The sequence below is a fragment of the Brevundimonas sp. TWP2-1 genome, assembly GCF_049897645.1.
Taxonomy (GTDB): Bacteria; Pseudomonadota; Alphaproteobacteria; order Caulobacterales; family Caulobacteraceae; genus Brevundimonas.
Window position 1 is genome coordinate 1,060,496 of the sequence record NZ_JAFCWR010000001.1, and the last position, 17,435, is coordinate 1,077,930.

General features: G+C 66.3%; 10 protein-coding genes. 3 read left to right on the forward strand and 7 right to left on the reverse strand.

Features of this window, described 5'->3' with window-relative positions; all coding sequences use genetic code 11:
- Positions 1–130 precede the first annotated feature (130 nt).
- Both ACP7BH_RS05355 and ACP7BH_RS05360 read left to right on the forward strand, forming a co-directional pair.
- Entirely contained in the window at positions 131–460 is a 330-nt protein-coding gene (locus ACP7BH_RS05355) for a winged helix-turn-helix transcriptional regulator (protein WP_425983066.1), read from the forward strand.
- Positions 461–621: 161 nt separating this feature from the next.
- A complete protein-coding gene (locus tag ACP7BH_RS05360) occupies positions 622–2,421 on the forward strand; it encodes an ATP-binding protein (protein ID WP_425983064.1) in 1,800 nt (599 codons plus the stop codon).
- 8 nt (positions 2,422–2,429) lie between these two features.
- On the opposite strand, the gene ACP7BH_RS05365 is transcribed toward ACP7BH_RS05360, so the two are convergent.
- Positions 2,430–5,042, reverse strand: a complete 2,613-nt coding sequence (locus ACP7BH_RS05365; RefSeq protein WP_426043332.1) for a TonB-dependent receptor domain-containing protein — start codon at positions 5,040–5,042, stop codon at positions 2,430–2,432.
- 188 nt (positions 5,043–5,230) lie between these two features.
- Between ACP7BH_RS05365 and ACP7BH_RS05370 the strand changes: the two genes are divergently transcribed.
- A complete protein-coding gene (locus ACP7BH_RS05370) occupies positions 5,231–6,319 on the forward strand; it encodes an ABC transporter ATP-binding protein (protein WP_425983060.1) in 1,089 nt (362 codons plus the stop codon).
- A 148-nt stretch (positions 6,320–6,467) separates the two neighbouring features.
- On the opposite strand, the gene ACP7BH_RS05375 is transcribed toward ACP7BH_RS05370, so the two are convergent.
- The 6 genes from ACP7BH_RS05375 to ACP7BH_RS05400 form a co-directional block, all read right to left on the reverse strand.
- Positions 6,468–9,671, reverse strand: coding sequence for a discoidin domain-containing protein (locus ACP7BH_RS05375; protein WP_425983058.1), 3,204 nt, complete (start codon positions 9,669–9,671; stop codon positions 6,468–6,470).
- A gap of 164 nt (positions 9,672–9,835) precedes the next feature.
- A complete protein-coding gene (locus ACP7BH_RS05380) occupies positions 9,836–10,651 on the reverse strand; it encodes a carbohydrate ABC transporter permease (protein WP_425983056.1) in 816 nt (271 codons plus the stop codon).
- Positions 10,648–11,580, reverse strand: coding sequence for a carbohydrate ABC transporter permease (locus ACP7BH_RS05385; RefSeq protein ID WP_425983054.1), 933 nt, complete (start codon positions 11,578–11,580; stop codon positions 10,648–10,650). The genes ACP7BH_RS05380 and ACP7BH_RS05385 overlap by 4 nt, the downstream gene beginning before the upstream one ends.
- Positions 11,577–12,860, reverse strand: coding sequence for a sugar ABC transporter substrate-binding protein (locus tag ACP7BH_RS05390; RefSeq protein ID WP_425983052.1), 1,284 nt, complete (start codon positions 12,858–12,860; stop codon positions 11,577–11,579). The genes ACP7BH_RS05385 and ACP7BH_RS05390 overlap by 4 nt, the downstream gene beginning before the upstream one ends.
- Positions 12,857–14,320: a glucoamylase family protein gene (locus tag ACP7BH_RS05395; RefSeq protein WP_425983050.1), complete on the reverse strand. Its 1,464-nt coding sequence runs from the start codon at positions 14,318–14,320 to the stop codon at positions 12,857–12,859. The genes ACP7BH_RS05390 and ACP7BH_RS05395 overlap by 4 nt, the downstream gene beginning before the upstream one ends.
- 79 nt (positions 14,321–14,399) lie before the next feature.
- On the reverse strand, positions 14,400–17,405 hold the full coding sequence (locus ACP7BH_RS05400; protein WP_425983048.1) for a TonB-dependent receptor: 3,006 nt from the start codon (positions 17,403–17,405) through the stop codon (positions 14,400–14,402).
- Positions 17,406–17,435: the final 30 nt, after the last annotated feature.

A 17,435-nucleotide genomic window follows, 5' to 3' on the forward strand; every position in this document is an offset into this window, starting at 1 on the left:
GATCGTTGCGTTCGATCCAAACTGGAAATAAGCTTGCGAGATGGCAAGTACGGACGAAAAAGTAAGGTACTCACCTGAAGGTGAGCGCGTCGACTACACCCCGCAGACGGCGGCGCAGAGCACGCAGAACGTGATCCGAGTGCTAGAGGGGCGATGGAAGCTGGTGATCCTGTTCCAACTGTTCGGTTCGAACGTTCGTCGGTTCTCGGAACTGGAGCGCGCCATCCCCGGCGTGTCGCAAAAGATGCTAATCCAGCAACTGCGTCAGCTGGAAGTCGACGGCGTGGTCGCGCGCATCGTCCACGCTCAGGTTCCGCCCAAGGTGGAATATCACCTCACGGAATGGGGACAGTCGCTTTGTCCCGTGCTCGACAAGCTCCTGAACTGGGCCGAGGCGGCGCCGGTCGATGTCCGCGAGCGTCTGATCGAACGCGATCAGCCGACGCCTATTCCAGCCTAAGCCCGCGAACGATCCGCAGCGTTTTCAGTCACTTCAAGTCCCGCAGCGTCAATCCGAGCCAACGCCCTCCAAGCCCCAAAGGATCATCTTGGTAAGCTTGGAAACACAATGTTCATCGGGCAGCGCTAGGATCGTCTGAACGTCACGATGCGGTTCCGTACATGAACATTTCCGCCGCCTTCACGCGCTTAAGGGCCTTGATGAAGACCCGCGCGGCGCGCTCCGCTGCGTTGATGATCGGTACGATGAAGGCGATGATGGCTGCGATGGTTTTCGCGGTTTTCAGCAACCTGTCCACCATCCAGACCGCTGACCGCTCGGTGCTGCACACGGCCGCGGTCGAGAGGGCCGCAGCCGACCTGCTGGCTGCGGCGCTGGATCAGGAAACCGGCGTAAGAGGCTATTCCGAAAGCAATGGCGACCGCGCCTTCCTGCAACCCTATGTCGCCGGAGAGCAGGAGTTCGCCGATGGTTTGTCCACCCTGTCGCGCTTGACCGCGGACAACGCGTCGCAAACCATCCGACTGAACAAGCTTCGTCTGGCCATGATCCGGTGGCGGTCCATCTACGCCGACCCGCAACTGTCGCGGCCGCAGAGCGAGGCTCGGGATCCGCTATTGGCCGAACGTGGCCGTCTGGCCATGGACGACCTGAGACGGTTGGTGGGCGACCTGCGGGCGGAAGAGGCGGCGCTGACGTTGGAACGCGAGGATGCGCGTGACCGGGCCTATGCATCCGCCCGTCTGACAGTGGCCGGTGTCGCGCTGGCGGCGCTGGGACTGGGCGCCAGCCTGGCCATCTGGGCGGTTCGAGCCTCAGCACGACGGGAGCGCGAGACCCTCGCCTACGCCAAGGCCAAGACCCAAACCCTGGCGATCGTCAGCCACGAAATTCGAACGCCGTTGAACGGCATGCTGGGCATGCTGCAAGTCATGGCGAACGAGCCGATCCCCCCGGCGCAGAAGGAGCGCCTGGAAGTCGCGCTGGAATCCGGCGAGACGCTGACGGCCCTGCTGAACGATCTGTTGGACGCATCGAAGATCGAGGCCGGCCGCCTGGAACTGTTGAACGCGGATTTCGATCTGGCACGGCTGCTGGCCCGCATGGATGCGGCCTTCGGCGAGGTGGCGCGCAAGAAGGGCGTGGTCCTGCGGATCGACGTGGCCCCAGACGCCGCTGGCGACTGGATCGGCGACAAGGTGCGCATCGGCCAGATCCTGGCCAACCTGATCTCCAACGCCGTGAAGTTCACCGACAAGGGCGAAGTGCTTGTGTCCGTCGGCGCCTTGGGCGCGGGCGGCCTGCGCATCGCGGTGCGCGACAGCGGCGTCGGCATGGACGAGACCACACAGGGGCGCCTGTTTGCACCCTATGTTCAGGCGAGTGCGGAAACGGCCCACAAGCACGGCGGAACGGGTTTGGGTCTTTCGATCTCTCGTTCTCTCGCGCGGATGATGGGCGGCGACATCACGGTTGAAAGCGAACCGGGCCAAGGCTCGTGCTTCACCGTCGAGCTTCCGTTGACGCGCGGCAAGACCGCCATGGCGGACGTGGACAGCGGACCTGTCCTGGCCGATCTGCGCATCCTCGCGGCCGACGACAACGCCGTGAACCGCCAGGTTCTGTCTGCCATCTTGCCGAACCTCGGCATGCAGGTGACTGTAGTGAACGACGGCGATCAGGCGGTCGCGGCCTGGCGGGACGGCGACTATGACTTGGTCCTGCTGGATCTGCGCATGCCGATCTGCGACGGATTCGAGGCCGCCCGACGCATCCGCGCCGAAGAGACGCCGGGACAGCGCACGCCGCTGATCCTGTTGTCCGGCGACGTCTCCACCGAAGTACGCCGGCAAGGTGTGGAAGCCGGGTTGGACGGCTTCGTCGCCAAGCCGCTGGAAATCCACGCTCTGATCGAGGCGATCACCGCAGCCCTCCCCCCCGCCAAGCGCCTGGCGGCCTGACGATCCGATCAGAACCGTTTGGTCAGACCCAGGCTGAACACCCGACCGCGTGGATCGGCGACGACCGGGTCGTAACCCAGGGCAAACTGCGCCAGCGGCGGCGCCTTGTCCGCGACATTGACCACCCCGACCGCCAAATCGAGGTCGGCGCCGAGGGTGCGGCTGTAGAGCAGATCGACCGTCGTCTGGCTGGCGATGCTGACGTCCGTGATCCCGCTACGGTCGTTGGCGTAGCCGTCGATATAGTGGACCAGGGCCGTCACGGCGTGGCCGCCGCCGCTCCAGCCCAGGGCGAACTCCCCGCGATTGCGCGGCAGGGACCGGCCGATGTTGTTCAGATTGGTCGATCCCGCGCCCGACACCTGGGCCGCCGAGGCGTTGAGCCGAATGTCATAGGCGTCCACATAGGTCCAGGTCGCAGCGGCCGACGCCTCCCCGCCCCACAGGCCGTGGCGATAGCGAGCCGAGAGGTCGATCCCTTGCGTCTCGATGGACGAGGCGTTGACGAAATAGAGCTGGACGAAGGTCAGAGCGCCGCTGGGCGAGCGTGTGATGCGGCCCTGCGCATCCGTGCCGCTCAGGCCCCCGGCCGAATCCGCCGCCGCCTGATCGATGATGGCTTGCGCCGATTCCTTGACCACCTGGTCCGTATAGTCGAACCGCCAGGCGTCCAGGCCCAGCTCCAGCCCCTCTATCGGCTTCCACAGCGCGCCCAGGCTGAGGCTCTCGGACTTCTCGGGCTTAAGGTCGGCCCGGCCCGAGGTCAGGGTGTTGACGAAGACGAAGGCGCCCCGGTCGAACACCGACAGCTGCGACGCCTGGGCGCCGGACTGGGCGTAGACCGACGGCGCGCGGAACCCCTGCCCCCAGGACGCGCGCAGGGCCAGGGTGTCGGTGACATCCCATCGGATGGCCGCCTTGGGGCTGAACCGGCCCTCGTCGCCGTCATAGGATTCGTAGCGGCCGGCCAGCTGCGCTTCGATCCGGTCGCCCAGATGGAGGCGCGCCTCGGCGAAGGCGGCCAGCGCCTCCTGATCGCCCTCGAAGTCGGGCGACACGCCCGCCGTCAGCAGGTCGCCCGCATTGACCAGATCGCTCCAGTCGTGGCGGAAAGCGCTGCGGCGATACTGCGCGCCTATGGCGACATCGACCGATCCGCCGCTCCAGGCGAAGGCCTCGCCGCTGGTCGAGGCGTCCGCCGTCGTCAGGGTGGATGCGCCGCGCAGGCCGGTCGAGCCGATCAGACTGTCGATCAGCGCGGCGCTGTTGGCCGTGCCGGTCCCCAGATAGGCGCTGCCGAACGGGTTGAAATACTGACAGCCGCCGACGCCGGGCGCGCCGGTCGCCGGGTTGCAGCCGGCTCCGCCCAGGCCGTTCAGGGCGTCCTGCAGGGCGCTGCCGATGGTGTCGGGCTTGTCATAGGCGACGTGCTGACGGCTGCTGGTCGCGCTCAGGTTCCAGGTCCAACCGTTGGAAAACCGTCCGTCCAGGCCGCCGGCGATGCGCCAGGTGCGATAGTCGAACTCGGCCTGCGACGCCCCTGCCTCCGCACCCAGCAGACGCCCCCGGAACAGCACCGCCTCGCCGAACGGATTGTCGGGATGCGACGCCGGCACCGTCAGCGACCGCGCCAGGATCGGCAACGACGGCGACTGGCGCGCGATGGTGTTGGTCGCCGACCAGGCCGCTTGCAGCGACAGGGTCATGTCGCCCACCGGACGACGATAATCCGCAAACAGCTGCGTCCGCGTCTCTTCCGGCGTCAGATCGAAGAAGTCGGAATAGTCCAGCCGGCAAAACGAATCCGTCGGCGCGTTCAGATAGGCGCTGGCGAACGCCGGATCGCCGCACGCCGGATCGGGCGAGAACCCGTTGCGGCTGGGCCGAAAATAGGAGCCTGGCTTGCCATAGCTGGTCACGGCGGTCCAGGCGGCGCGGCCGTAGCGTTCAGCCTGGGTGAAGTCCCGCTCGTCCGATCCCAGGGCCGACCGATGGAAGTGCGACGCCGCCAGCGTGAGGTCGCCGCCCAGTAGTTTCAATCCGCCGACAGCCTCGATCACGCTCTCTTCCGACCCGTCGGCGACGGCGTATCTGGCGCTGACCTCGGGCCAGGCGACATCGCGCCGGGTGATGAAGTTGACCACCCCCGCCACCGCATCCGAGCCATAGACGGCCGAGGCGCCGTCCTTGACCACCTCAACCCGCTGAAGCGCGATCATCGGCACGAGCGAGTTGATATCGACGAAGGCCGAGCCATCCACCGCCACCACTGCGCTGTTGGTCCAGCGCTGACCGTCGACCAGCACCAGGGTCGATCCCAGGCCCAGATTGCGCAGGTTGAACTGAGCCGTGCCCGAGCTCTGCGGCTGGTTCAGTTGATCGACCTGGGCTTCCGAGCCCGAGTTGGCTGTGACCAGACGGACCAGTTGTGACGCGTCGGCGATCCCGGCGGCGGCGATCGTCTCGCGCCCCACCGTCTCGACCGGCGCGATCCGGTCCCCGCCCGCGATCCGCGAGCCGGTGACGACGATGTCCTCGACCTGTGACGCGTCCTGCGCCTGCACGGCCGAGGCCGTCAGCCACGCGACCGAAGCCGTCGCCATCAAAATCTTGCGCTTCATCATCTCAGGCTCCCCGCGATCCGAGGCGGGCTTCTAGCCAGCGCCGCTGGATTGCGAAAGATCAATTTTGCAGTTTTGCAAATTCGATTTCAGCTGAGACCTATCGCGCCATTGATCCGGCGATGTAACCGGTTACGGTGCGGCAAAACAGAAACGGCCCAACGAAGGGTCCAAGGAAAGCAGGAAGCATGGCGAACGTCCGTCTGGTCGACGTGAAGAAGGCGTTCGGCGCCGTCGAGGTGCTGAAGGGCGTCGATCTGGAGATCGACGACGGCGAGTTCATCGTCTTCGTCGGCCCTTCGGGCTGCGGCAAGTCCACCCTGTTGCGCACCATCGCCGGTCTGGAAGAGGCGACGACGGGCCAGGTCTCCATCGGCGACCGCGTGGTCAACGACCTGTCGCCGTCGGATCGGGGCATCGCCATGGTGTTCCAGTCCTATGCGCTTTACCCGCACATGACGGCCTATGAGAACATGGCCTTCGGCCTGAAGCTGGCCAAGACGGACAAGGGCGAGATCGACCGCCGCGTCCGCGCCGCCGCCGAGGCGCTGAGCATCACCGACTATCTGGACCGCAAGCCCAAGGCCATGTCGGGCGGCCAGCGCCAGCGCGTCGCCATCGGCCGCGCCATCGTGCGCGAGCCCCAGGTCTTTCTGTTCGACGAGCCCCTGTCCAACCTGGACGCCGCCCTGCGGGTGCGGATGCGTTACGAGTTCGCGCGCCTGCACGCCGAACTGAAGACCACCATGATCTACGTCACCCACGACCAGGTCGAGGCCATGACCCTGGCCGACCGGATCGTGGTGTTGAATGGCGGTCGGATCGAACAGGTCGGGGCGCCGATGGAGCTTTACGACCACCCCGCCAACCTGTTCGTCGCCGGCTTCATCGGCAGCCCCAAGATGAACCTGCTCGCAGCCGAGATCGTCGAGGCTTCGGCTACCGGCGCGACGGTGAAGACCACGGCCGGAGAGACGATCCGCGTCGCCGTGGACGGCGCAACCGCCAAGTCTGGCGACGCCGTGACCCTGGGCGTCCGCCCGGAACATCTGACCACGACCGGCGACGGCGATGCGCTGAACGCCGAGGTCATGTTCGTGGAAACCCTGGGCGCGACGACCATGGCGCATTTGAAGCATCCGGCGTCGCAAGACACGCTGACGGTCCAGTTGGCGGGCGAACTGCGCGCCAAGGCCGGCGAGCGATTGACGCTGCACGTCCCCGCCCGACAGGCGCACCTGTTCGACGCGAGCGGCAAGGCGTTCAAACGCCTCTAAGCCCTTCTCCCCTCGGGGGAGAAGGTGGCTCGCGGAGCGAGACGGATGAGGGGGTTGCTTCCGCAGCCTCGCTCTTACCGTTTCGAGGCGGATAAATACCCCTCATCCGAGGCCTTCGGCCCCACCTTCTCCCCCAAGGGGAGAAGGGTCAGCGCAACTCCACCCGCCGCGCCCCTGCCGGAATCACCAACTCGTCGCCCGCCCACGTCGCCGCCCGACCGTCGATCCGCACCCGTTCCGGCCGTCCCTGCCCCGCCGGCCATTGCAGGACAAACCCGCCCGGCGGCGTCGCCCCGTCGCCCAAGGTCAGCACATACGCCTGCTGTTCCTTGCGATAGGCGTAAGTCAGCGGGCCATAAGCGGTGCGCAGGTCGCGCACGCCGACGCCTTCTTCCGAATCCAGCCACGCCTCCGGCACGCCCGCTGCCAGCACCAGGGCGTGGTCGCGGTCCCGTTCGTAGGCGAACAGATCTAGGGCCGAGCGAATGTAGTCCGAGCTGATCCAGGCGTGCGGCATGTCGCCGATGAAGCGGGGCTCGCGCTTTTCGCGCCCCACCACCTCGGCCCAGCCGTTCCAGGCCTCGGGCCGGCGGTCGGCCATCAGGAAGTCCAGCACCGCCAGGGCGCGGTCCTTCTGGCCCAGCCGCACATAGGCGCCCACCAGCCGCCATTCGTAGGGGGTATAGTCCTTCCACGCCGTGCGATTGGTCAGCCGGTGCTGGAAATTTTCCCAATAACGGTCGAAGGTTCGCGCCATGAGTTCGGGCGGAAGATTATCCTGCTCGCCCGACGGCGACAGGGCGATCGTGGTCGAGGTGGCGTCGAAATCGCCCCGGTCGGCGGCGCCTGCGATCCAGTCGATGTCGTGATGCTGGGCCGTCGCCGTGATTGAGGCGCGGATATCGGCGGCGAACTGGTCCCGCGCGGCGGCATAGCGGGCGGCGGCCTCGGCGTCGCCCAAAGTCTCGGCGATGAAGACCGCATCCTTGTAGCCCAGCAGGCCCCAGAAATCGTCCCAGTAAGAATAGGCCGCCTTGTCCGAATAACCCTCGTGGCTGATCGTCGGCGGCAGCAGGCCGTACAGATGGCGCTGGTCGGGGGTCTGGAAGGCGGTGGTGCGGGTGGAGGCGCGCAGATCGTCCATATAGGCGACGGCCTTCTGAACCTGGGGCCAGACCTGGCGCAGCAGGGCCTCGTCGCCCGTGTAGCGATAGGTCTCGGCGGCCAGGAAGACGAACTCGCCGTGGCTGTCGTTCTCGGGCACCGGATCGGCGCCGCGCGCATCGACGCAACACGGGACCTTGCCGTTGTCGAACACATAGGGGGCGTACCAGCGCAGATAGTCAGCCGAATGCTCGGCCATGCCCAGCCGGTTCAGCCCCTCGGCCATCATGGCCCCGTCGCGGATCCAGGAGCGGTTGTAGCTGCGGGTGCCAGGCTGCAGGATCGGCCCCTGACGCGACATCAGCATATGGGCTAGGGACGACTTCAGCGCGTCCTCGATCCGCTGGGCGGCGAGCGGCAGGGTCAGGTCCACCCGGTCCAGCTTCTCGCGCCACTCCGCCGCCAGCGCCTGCTCGGCCTGATCCAGCGCGGCGACGCCCTGCCCGGCCAGCGGCGGATGGCCCGCCAGGGGCGACAGGAAGCCGAAGGTGCGTGTCTCGCCGGGCTGAAGCATCACCTCATACAGCAGGGCGCCGGCCGGCAGGTCGGTGGCGTCGGAGACGGCGACCGGCTCGCCGGCGGGCCGTCGCGCCGTCGCCAAAATCAATGATTGAGGATCAGCCCCTGCATCGAAGCTAGAAGCGGCCACGGCGTCCGGCGCGGTCAGGGGCTGGACCCGGACGTCTTCGTTCAGCGTCAAGCTCGCGCCGTCCCAAGCAATCCGCTCCACCGACGCGACGCCGCCCGGAATGGCCAGAAACTGCACCGGCCCGTTGACTTGGAACGGTCGCGCCGTCAGGGCCAGGGTCAGGCTGCGCGGCCGGTCGGAGGTGTTGGTCAGGTCATAGCGGCCCCACAGCCGCGCCCGGTCCGGCGCACCATCGGCGAAGCTGGTGATCTTCAACGTCCAGTCGTCGGCGGTCCAGGTCACGGACGGTATGGGCAGGTCGTCGTCCCTCAGCCCCTGTTCGATATTGACGTCGGCCCAGGTGATCAGCCGCCCGTTGTCGACCACGAAGGGTTCGATGCTGGGGCCGGCGCGGCGCAGTTCGATGGCGCCGTCCTCGCCGATCAGACCGCTCTCTCCGCCGCCGTCCACGCCGACCAGGGTCCAGTAGGGCTGTTCCCCGAAGAAGCCGCGTGGATAGAGGCCTCGCCGGTTCTCCTTGGCCACCGCCTCCACGAAGGCCGTAGCGTCCTCGCCGAAGGCCAGGGGTTCGACCTCGATCTCGTTCAACGCATAGGTCGTCGCCGGCGCGGCGCCCAGCCGCTGGCCCGCGCCAGAGGATCCGACCACGTCGGGCGCCGGAACGGGCCGTAGCGGCTCCAGCTTCAGCCAGCGCGCGGTCGCCTCGGGCGTCCGCAGCCAGTCGACGCCGCCGTTGCCGCCCTGGACCGAAACCAGCTCGCGCCAGTCACGCCCATCGGTCGAGGCCGAGATCCGATAGTCCGCCGCCGCCCCCCGCTCGCCCCAGCGCAGAGTCAGGCCGCCGAACTCGCGCTCGTATCCCAGGTCCAGGGTCAGAGCCGACGGTTCGCCCACCGGCGGGGTCCAGGCGGTCTTCGGGTCCAGATCGACGGCGTTGGCGGCGGTCGTCTGCGTCCGGCCGTCGCCGGCGACCGGCTGCGGCGGCACGGCGGGGTCGACCGGCAGGGCGCGAAGGCTCAGTTGGTCGATCTCGACCGCTCCCTTGCCGCCTTCGGCCGCGACCACGACAAACTCGACCCGCTCGGCGCGGCGCAGCACCGTCTCGGGACTGGGGCCCCACGCCTTGGACACCTGGCGGCGCTTGATCACGAACTTCGTCCAGCCGTCGGGAAAGTCGTAACGCGCCGTTTGCTTCCACCAGACATTGTCGGCCGAGGCGTCGGTCAGCTTGACCTCGAAGGTGTTGGCCGGCCCGGCGCCGCGCAACCAGAAGCTGATCTCGTAATTGTCGGGCAGGTCGACCGGCAGGGCGCGGCTGAGCACCGCATAGCCGGCCTTGCCGTCGAAATCGTAGTCGAGCCGCACCGCCTGCCCATCATGCCCGGCGACGGCGGAGACGACGGCGTGAACGTCGGTCGAGGCGCTGGCCTGCCACCGCGAGGCGTCGTCCATGCTGTCGAGAACGCGCGTGTCCTGCGCTACGGCGGGGGCGGCCATGAGGGCGGCGCTGAGAGCGAGGGCGGAGGTCAGGATACGCATTCGGATTACTCCAATGGCCCCCTCCTGCAGTCATCCTCGGGCTTGTCCCGAGGATCCATACGCCCCGGTGTCGAAGGCGTGCGTCCCGTTGTCGACGGTGGCTATGGATCCTAGGCACAAGGCCTAGGATGACGGCTTTGGAGGAGTGGGAATGGGAACAGGAATCACCCCTTCACGCTGCCCGCGAGCATGCCGCGGATGTAGTAGCGTTGCAGGGCCAGGAAGAGGATCAGCACGGGTGCGACCGTGACGACGGCGCCGGCCATCATCAGTTCGATGTCCTGCACATGCTCGCGCGACAGGGCCGCCAGCGCCACCGGCAGGGTGTAGTTCGACTGGTCCGTCAGGACGATCAGCGGCCACAGGAAGTCGTTCCAGCTGCCCAGGAAGACGAACAGGCCCAGGGTGACGATGATCGGTTGCAGGGTCGGCAGGACGATGCGGCGGAAGATCTGGCCCTCGCTGGCGCCGTCGATCCGGGCGGCCTCCAGCATCTCGTCGGGAATGCTCAGCGCATACTGGCGCACCAGGAACAGGCCGAAGATCGAGGCCAGCCACGGCACCAGAGCGCCGGCATAGGTGTTCACCAGCCCCATCCCCTTCAGCATCAGAAACAGCGGCAGGGTGCCGATCTGGGCCGGCACCACCAGGGCGGCGACCAGGAACTGGAACAGCCGCTCGCGCCCGGTGAACTTCAGCTTGGCGAAGGCGTAGCCGGCCGGGACGGTGAAGCTGAGCGCCAGGATCGTCGCCAGGGTCGCCAGGGCGAAGCTGTTCCACAGATAGCGGCCCATGCCCTGGTTCAGGAACAGGTCGCGGTAATGCTCCAGCGTCCAGCGCGACGGCACCAACGGCGGCGGGAAGGTCGCGGCTTCGCCGGTGGGCATGAAGCTGACCGACGCCATCCAGACCAGTGGGAACAGGACGACGAGCGCGATGAGCGCAACGGCGAGGTTGAGGAAGATGGAGCGGATTTTCATTGGTACGCCCCCACCCGCTTGGCCACGGCCAACTGGACCAGGGTGATGGCCAGGATGCACAGGAACAGGACGAAGGCGACCGCGCTGGCGGAGCCCAGGTTCCACCATTTGAAGCCCTCTTCGTACATGAAGTAGAGCACCGTCACCGTGCTCTGGGCCGGGCCGCCTTGCGTCATCACATAGGGTTCGGCGAACAGCTGGAAGAAGCTGGCCACCGAGATGATCGAGACCAGCAGCATGGTCGGCGCGATGGCCGGCAGGGTGACATGGCGGAACTGTTTCCACGGCCCAGCGCCGTCGATGCGGGCGGCCTCATAGAGGTCGTCCGGCACGGTCTGCAGCACGGCCAGGAAGATCAGCATATTGTAGCCGAAGATCTTCCAGACCACGAACATCAGGATAGCGGGGATCGAGGTCGAGGGCTGGCCCAGCCAGTCCACCGCCGGCAGGCCGATGCTCTCCAGCCCCCAGTTGATGACGCCGTAGCGGGTGTGCAGCAGATAGCGCCACACTACCGCCGTCGCGACCAGGGTGGTCACATAGGGGGCGAAGAACATCACCCGCCAGATCGGCCGCCACTTCACCACCCGCGCATTCAGGATCACCGCCGCCACCAGGGAGGCCGCGATGGACAGGGGCACGCCCAGGACGGCGAAGGTCAGGGTGTTCTTCATCGCCCCCCAGAACAGCGGATTGGTCATCAGCCGCTCGTAATTTTGCAAGCCGACGAAACGCAGATTGTCGAGGTTCGCCAGGGCGTAGATGTCGAAGTCGGTCAGGCTGAGCAGTAAGGCCGCAATCACCGGAAGGGCGAAGAACATGCCGATGGCGATCAGGGCGGGGGCGACGAAGGCCCAGGCGGCGCGTTCGCGGGCGCCGCGTTCCCGCGACGGCTTCACCTTCTCTAATGTCGGATCGACGACGGTCATACGGCCCTGCCCTGTTCGATCATCCAGCGGCGCTTTTCCAGAAGCCGGTCTGCGCGGCGGTCGATCTCGGCGGCGGCGGTCTCAGGGCTGTATTCGCCGCGCACCATCCGTTCGGCGACGATCTGCATCTCTGTCACGATCCGCTCCCACTCCGGCACCTTGGGCACAGACTTGGCGCGTTCCAGCTGAGCCCGGAAGGGCGCCAGCATCGGGTCGCGTTCGACCTGGGCGATGTCCCAGGCGCTCTGGCGCGCGGGCAGGTCGCCGACGATGGTGTTGAACCGGGCCTGGACCGCCGGTTCGGACAGATAGCGGACCAGGGCCCAGGCTGCGTCCTGATGCGGCGAGGACTTGAACACCGCCAGGCTGGAGCCGCCCGGCGCCGAGGCGCCCAGGCCGCTCGGTCCCGGCACCCCGGCCGTGGCCCAGTTCGGCTGGAACGACGCCGGCAGGCGCGAACGGAAGTCGCCGACGCTCCACGGGCCGGAGAAATAGAAGCTGAAATAGCCGCGCGCGAACTCGGTCCAGACGTTCGAGATCTGCGCCGAAGACGCCAGGGGCGCCAACCCCTCGACGAACAGGCTGCGATAAAAGGCCAGGGCCGCGATGAAGCCGGGGCTGGAGAAGTTGCCCCGCGTGTCGCGATCGCTCAGCAACGGCTCGTCGATCTGAAGCCCGAATGTCAAAAGCTGCTCGAACTCGTTCAGCGGCAGCAAGATGGCGAAATTGTCGCCGCCCGCCGCCCGCTTGACCCCGTGCATGGCCCGCTTCCATTCGGCCCAGTCCTGCGGCGGCGCGTCGAAACCCGCGCGGGCCAGCAGATCCTTGCGATAGAACAGCAGCCGGGTGTCCACATACCAGGGGGTGGTCATGGCCCGGCCGGCGATCTGGTTGGTCTCCAGCACCGCCGGAAACTGGTCGGTCAGCAGGTCGGCGGCCTCGGGCGGGGTCGGCGACAAGGCGCCGATAGCGCTCAGCTCCGCGACCCAGGTGTTGCCGATCTGGCTGACGTCCGGCAGCGAGGCGCCGGCGTAGGCGGTCAGCAGCTTCTCGTGGGCCGCGGTCCACGGCAGGGGCTGGACCTCGACCCGGACGCCGGGATTGCGCCGTTCGAACTCGGGCATCAACTGACCGACCGTCCCGCCCTCATTGCCCATGGCCCAGAAGCGCAGCACGGTCTCGCCCGACCGGCGTGGGGTGCAGGCCGCAGCCGCCCCTCCCGCCATCAGGGCCAGCGCGCTCCTTCTGTGTGGATTGGGCCTGTGGGCCGTCTGCGTCATGCGTTCAGCCATCCGCCGGTGAAGCCTGCGATCTCCAGCCCACGGCGGATATTGGGCTCGCCGCGCATATAGCGCCAGACGAAGTCGGACCTGTGGTTCTCGGTCATGATGACGATCGGCCCCTGGTCGATGCCCAGATAGTCGCCGTCCACCCAGCCGACGCCGTCCACGATCTTGCCGTGCTGCAGCGGCCCGTCGCGCACCGTAAGGGTCGGGTTGAAACTGTCGAAGAAGCCCCACTCGGTATAGATGCCCGCCCCGTATTTCTGCTTCATCGCCTTGACGCAGGGCACGACGATCTCGGGCGCGAAGGCGATGGAGCCGACGGCGGCCGTCGGTGCGATGGTGCCGTCGTCGCGCTCGCCCGGGCCGCGCGCGGAATAGCTGAAGAACTCGCGCTCCTTGCCGTCGATGACCTGTTTGAAGTCGCCCGGCCCGTCGCAGGCCGTCAGGCCCCAGACCTCGGACGAATAGCCGACCCAGCCCGCGACATTGTCGTGGGCGTATTTCTGCTGCGCATAGACGGCGCGGCGGCTGTTCTCGAAATAGTCGAGTTGTTCGCCCAGCTGAACAGACTGACCTCGCATCCAGGCGTCCTGAATGCCGCGGAAGTCGATAAACATATGGCTGTACTGATGCCCAAAGATGGGCGCGAAATTCAGGTGCCAGCTGCCCCAGCGGTCGGTCCAGCTCTCGTCGTAGCTGGCGGCCCATTCGTGCCAGACATTGACCGACACCGGATGGGTCGGGCTGCCCACGGCCAGCAGCAGCACCAGCATGCCCTCGTTATAGACGTGCCAGTCCGAGGGGATGAAGCCGCTCTCGGGATGCCAGCCCATGGTGATGCGGTTGTCGCGGATGACGGCCCAGGGCCATTCGATCCGTTCGTAGATGGCCTGGGCCTTCTGACGGATTTCCGCCTCGTCGGCATGACGGCCGTCGAAGTAGCGGGCGGCGAACAGCATCCCGCCGATCAGCAGGGCCGTATCGACGGTGGACAGCTCGTTCTGCGCGAACCGCAGCCCGGTCTCCATGTCCAGGAAATGATAGAAGAAGCCCTTGTGCCCCGCCGTGCCGGTCGCTTCCGGTCCCTGCGGCAAGTCATGGAAGAACCGCAGCGTGGTCAGGGTCCGCTCGCGTGCCTCGGCCCGGCTCATCCAGCCGCGCTCGACGCCCACCGGCCAGCAGGTCAGGGCGAAACCAACCGCCGCCACCGAACAGAAGGACGGCGTCGGCCAGCGATCCGGCGTCAGGCCCGTGCGCCGGTCCGTGACCTTCTCGAACCAGCGGAACGTGCGTTCCTGAAGCTCGGCGATCTCGCGATCCAGCCTCAAGGGCCGCCGCTCCGTCCCGTTCACCGCCCCCGTCACCGCCTGCTGCGCTGCCGCCCCCACCGGAACCCCGACCGCCACCGCGGCCGCTCCAGCCGTCGTTCGCATCAGAAAGTTTCGGCGGTTCATGGGCACGCTCACTGTTTTACTGAAATCACAAAAGAAAGGCCGCCTTCCGACAAGCGGAAGACGGCCAAGGCTCAGGCTTTTAGAAGGAGTAACGCAGGCCCACCTGGAAGCTGCGGGTGGGCAGGAAGACCCCGGTTCCCGCGCCGTAGCGTGGGCTGTTGAAGCCGGTGTCGAACGCATTGTAGTTGGTGAAGTTGAAGATGTTGATCGCGTCAGCGATGAACTCGACCCGCTGTCCGCCGAAGACGTCGAAGCCCTTGGTCAGGCGCAGATCGACCTGGCGGTAGGCGAAGTTCAGACCCGGCAGGAAGGCGCGCTTCTCCGGATTTCCAGCATTCCAGCAGATGTTGGGGCCGCCGGCCGGTGCGCTCGGGCAGTCGTTGATGTTGTACGGCAGACCCGAACCCAGGGTGACGATGCCCGACAGCAGGAAGTCGGCGGGCAGGCCCAGGGTGCCGGACGCCACGATCCGATGGCGTTCGTCCGAGGACGACCGGAACTCCGGCGACAGTTCCGGCGTGTTGTAGTCGAAATCGAACGCGCCATAGCCGTTGTCCCGGCTGCCGTTCTGGGTCGCATCCATATAGGTGTAGGCGAGATTGAAGCCCCAGCGATCCTCGGCGTTGTAAGGCTTGTCGGCGGTGAAGTAGATCGCCTTGTAGTCCCGCTCCTTGTCCGTGTTCTGGAAGAAGATCGTGTTGCGGAACTGCGTGAAGCCGACCGATCCCGGCGTCGGGCCATTGAACCGACCACCGGTTTCCGTCAGGGCGTTGGCGATATACCAGGCGGATTCACCCTCGGTATGACCGGCGGCCAAGGTCAGGGCCGTCTGCCAGCGTCCAAACTTCTGACGCACGCCGATGTTGAACTGATCCGTGCGCGGGGGCTCGAAGTCGTTCTTGACAAGGAAGACCTCGCCCGCGCCGGGGCTTGCCGCTAGCAGCGGGTCGAGACCGGCGGGCGTCAGGTAACGCGGATCCCAGGCGATCGTCTGCTGCCCACCGACCGGACCACCGGTGTTGGAGAAGTAGATGCTCTTGTTGAACTGGAAGGGCTTGAACCGCTCGTCGAAGGCGAAGTTGAAGCCGACACGGTCGTAGTAGCGGCCTGCGCCACCGAAGATGACCGTCTGCTCGTCGCCGAAGACGTCATACGAGAAGCCGAAGCGCGGTTGGAAGGCGCCCTTGAACGCCTTGCGATCACCATCGGAAATATAATCCGCAGGGTTGAAATAGGACGGGAAGTCGTAGCCCGGCAGATTCTGGATCGCTGCCAGCATGTCCCGGATGGAGTCGGGCGTGCGGTAGTCGTTGTTGACCGCATTGTCCTCGTAGTCCCAACGGATGCCGAGGTTGATTTCCAGCTTGTCGGTGATCTGCCAGTCGTCTTGGATATACAGGCCGATGACGTTGTTATCGACGTCTGCCGGCGGCACGGCGACGCCTAGGTTCACGGCGACCGGGATCGTCTGGCTGCCATTGATTTCAGAACGACCCTCGATATCGTAGACGAATGTCGGGTTACGTCCGAAGTCCTTCTGCACGAAGTAATTCTGCATCGAATATTTCGCACCGATCTTGATCGTGTGCGTGCCCATCCAGGCCAGATCCGGGATGGTCAGGTCGTTGCGGATCGTCGTGCTCTTCTGCTCCAGGAACTGGGCATCGGCACGACCGCCGGCCGTAAAGACGGTCGAGTCGCGGTTGTTGATATTGTACTGGAAGCCCGGCGTGGTCGCGCTGTCATCGCGGAAGATGACGTATTCGCGGCCATAGTCGGAGCCGTTGATCACCGACTGCTCATAGCTCGACTTCAGATAGTCGATCGCGAACTCGTTCAGGAAGCGCTGACCCTGGAACTGGTGTCGCAGGTTGAAGGCCTGGGTCTCGCCGTTGTTTCGGGCTGCGCGGCTTGGGGCGTTCTGGCCGCTGGCGCCGCGAATGTCCTCTTCCTTCTTGTATTCGGTGCTGAACTCCAGACGCTGACGGTCGTCGATCTGCCACGACAGCTTGCCGAAGAAGACGTCCTGCTCGTAGGGCGTCGAGACCGTGCCCAAATCCCCAGCGAAGAAGTCGTTGTATTCGGTGCGGTTCAGGAACGACTGAGCCACCCGTTCTTCATCCTTGCGCTCATAGGCGCCGAAGAAGTGCAGGCGGTCCTGGATGATCGGTCCGCCCAGGCTGGCGCCGTATTGCAAACGACGCACCGGGGCCTTCTCGGCGCCGCGACGCTCGGAAATCTGATCCTGAGCGACCCAATCCGGGTCCTGATAGAAGGCGAAGACGTCGCCGTGGAACTCGTTGGTGCCCGACCGGGTCACGGCCGTGACGATGGCCGAACCGGCCTGCTCGTACTCGGCCTTGAAGTTCTGGCTGATGACGCGGAACTCCTGCACTGCGCCTTGAGGGAAGGGCGTGCCGCGGCTGTCGTCCTGGCCGGCGACGCCGCCGTCGCTGATCAGCGACTTGCGGTTCTGACCGTCGATGAAGACGTTGATCGCCTGGGCGGTCTGACCGCCGGCGGAGATCGTCCGCTCGCTGTCGTCCTCGGTCACGCGCAGGCCGGGAGCCAGGGCGGCGAAGTTGAGGAAGTTGCGGCTGATCTGCGGTAGGTTGTTGATCTGCTGCTGCGTCACATTGGTGGCGACCTCGGGCGTGCGAACCTCGAAGACGCGGCGGCCGGTGACGACGATCTCGCCCAGCTCGGTGGCTCCGTCCGTCGCTGCGCCGGTCGTGGCTGCTGCGGCCACGTCGAGGTTCAGCGTGCCGACCTGACCCAGCGAAAGGGTGACGGTCTCCTCAGCCGTCTGGCCGTCGGCGCTGGTCACCTGCACCCGATAGGTGCCGGGACGTAGGCCCGAAAGGACGTAGCGCCCGTCTGCGCCGACGCGCGAGCGGGTCGCGTAGCCGGTGGAGACTTCGGTGGCGACGACCGTCGCGCCGGTCTCGACCGTCTGGCCGTCGAAGACGGCGCCACGCAGCGTCGTCGTTGCGTTCTGCGCCTGGGCGGCGCCGACGAACGCCATGCTTATGGCGATGGCCGATGCGGCGGCCAAGGCGGCCTTACGCGTGTTGAACTGGTTCATCCTGAGCTCTCCCCTCCTGATGGGATCGGT

What these genes read in the sequence shown, in the direction of transcription:
- ACP7BH_RS05360 (WP_425983064.1), top strand. Translation starts at nt 622, where the DNA reads ATGAACATTTCCGCCGCCTTCACGCGCTTAAGGGCCTTGATGAAGACC.
- ACP7BH_RS05365 (WP_426043332.1), bottom strand. Translation starts at nt 5,042, where the DNA reads ATGAAGCGCAAGATTTTGATGGCGACGGCTTCGGTCGCGTGGCTGACG.
- ACP7BH_RS05370 (WP_425983060.1), top strand. Translation starts at nt 5,231, where the DNA reads ATGGCGAACGTCCGTCTGGTCGACGTGAAGAAGGCGTTCGGCGCCGTC.
- ACP7BH_RS05375 (WP_425983058.1), bottom strand. Translation starts at nt 9,671, where the DNA reads ATGCGTATCCTGACCTCCGCCCTCGCTCTCAGCGCCGCCCTCATGGCC.
- ACP7BH_RS05380 (WP_425983056.1), bottom strand. Translation starts at nt 10,651, where the DNA reads ATGAAAATCCGCTCCATCTTCCTCAACCTCGCCGTTGCGCTCATCGCG.
- ACP7BH_RS05385 (WP_425983054.1), bottom strand. Translation starts at nt 11,580, where the DNA reads ATGACCGTCGTCGATCCGACATTAGAGAAGGTGAAGCCGTCGCGGGAA.
- ACP7BH_RS05390 (WP_425983052.1), bottom strand. Translation starts at nt 12,860, where the DNA reads ATGACGCAGACGGCCCACAGGCCCAATCCACACAGAAGGAGCGCGCTG.
- ACP7BH_RS05395 (WP_425983050.1), bottom strand. Translation starts at nt 14,320, where the DNA reads ATGAACCGCCGAAACTTTCTGATGCGAACGACGGCTGGAGCGGCCGCG.
- ACP7BH_RS05400 (WP_425983048.1), bottom strand. Translation starts at nt 17,405, where the DNA reads ATGAACCAGTTCAACACGCGTAAGGCCGCCTTGGCCGCCGCATCGGCC.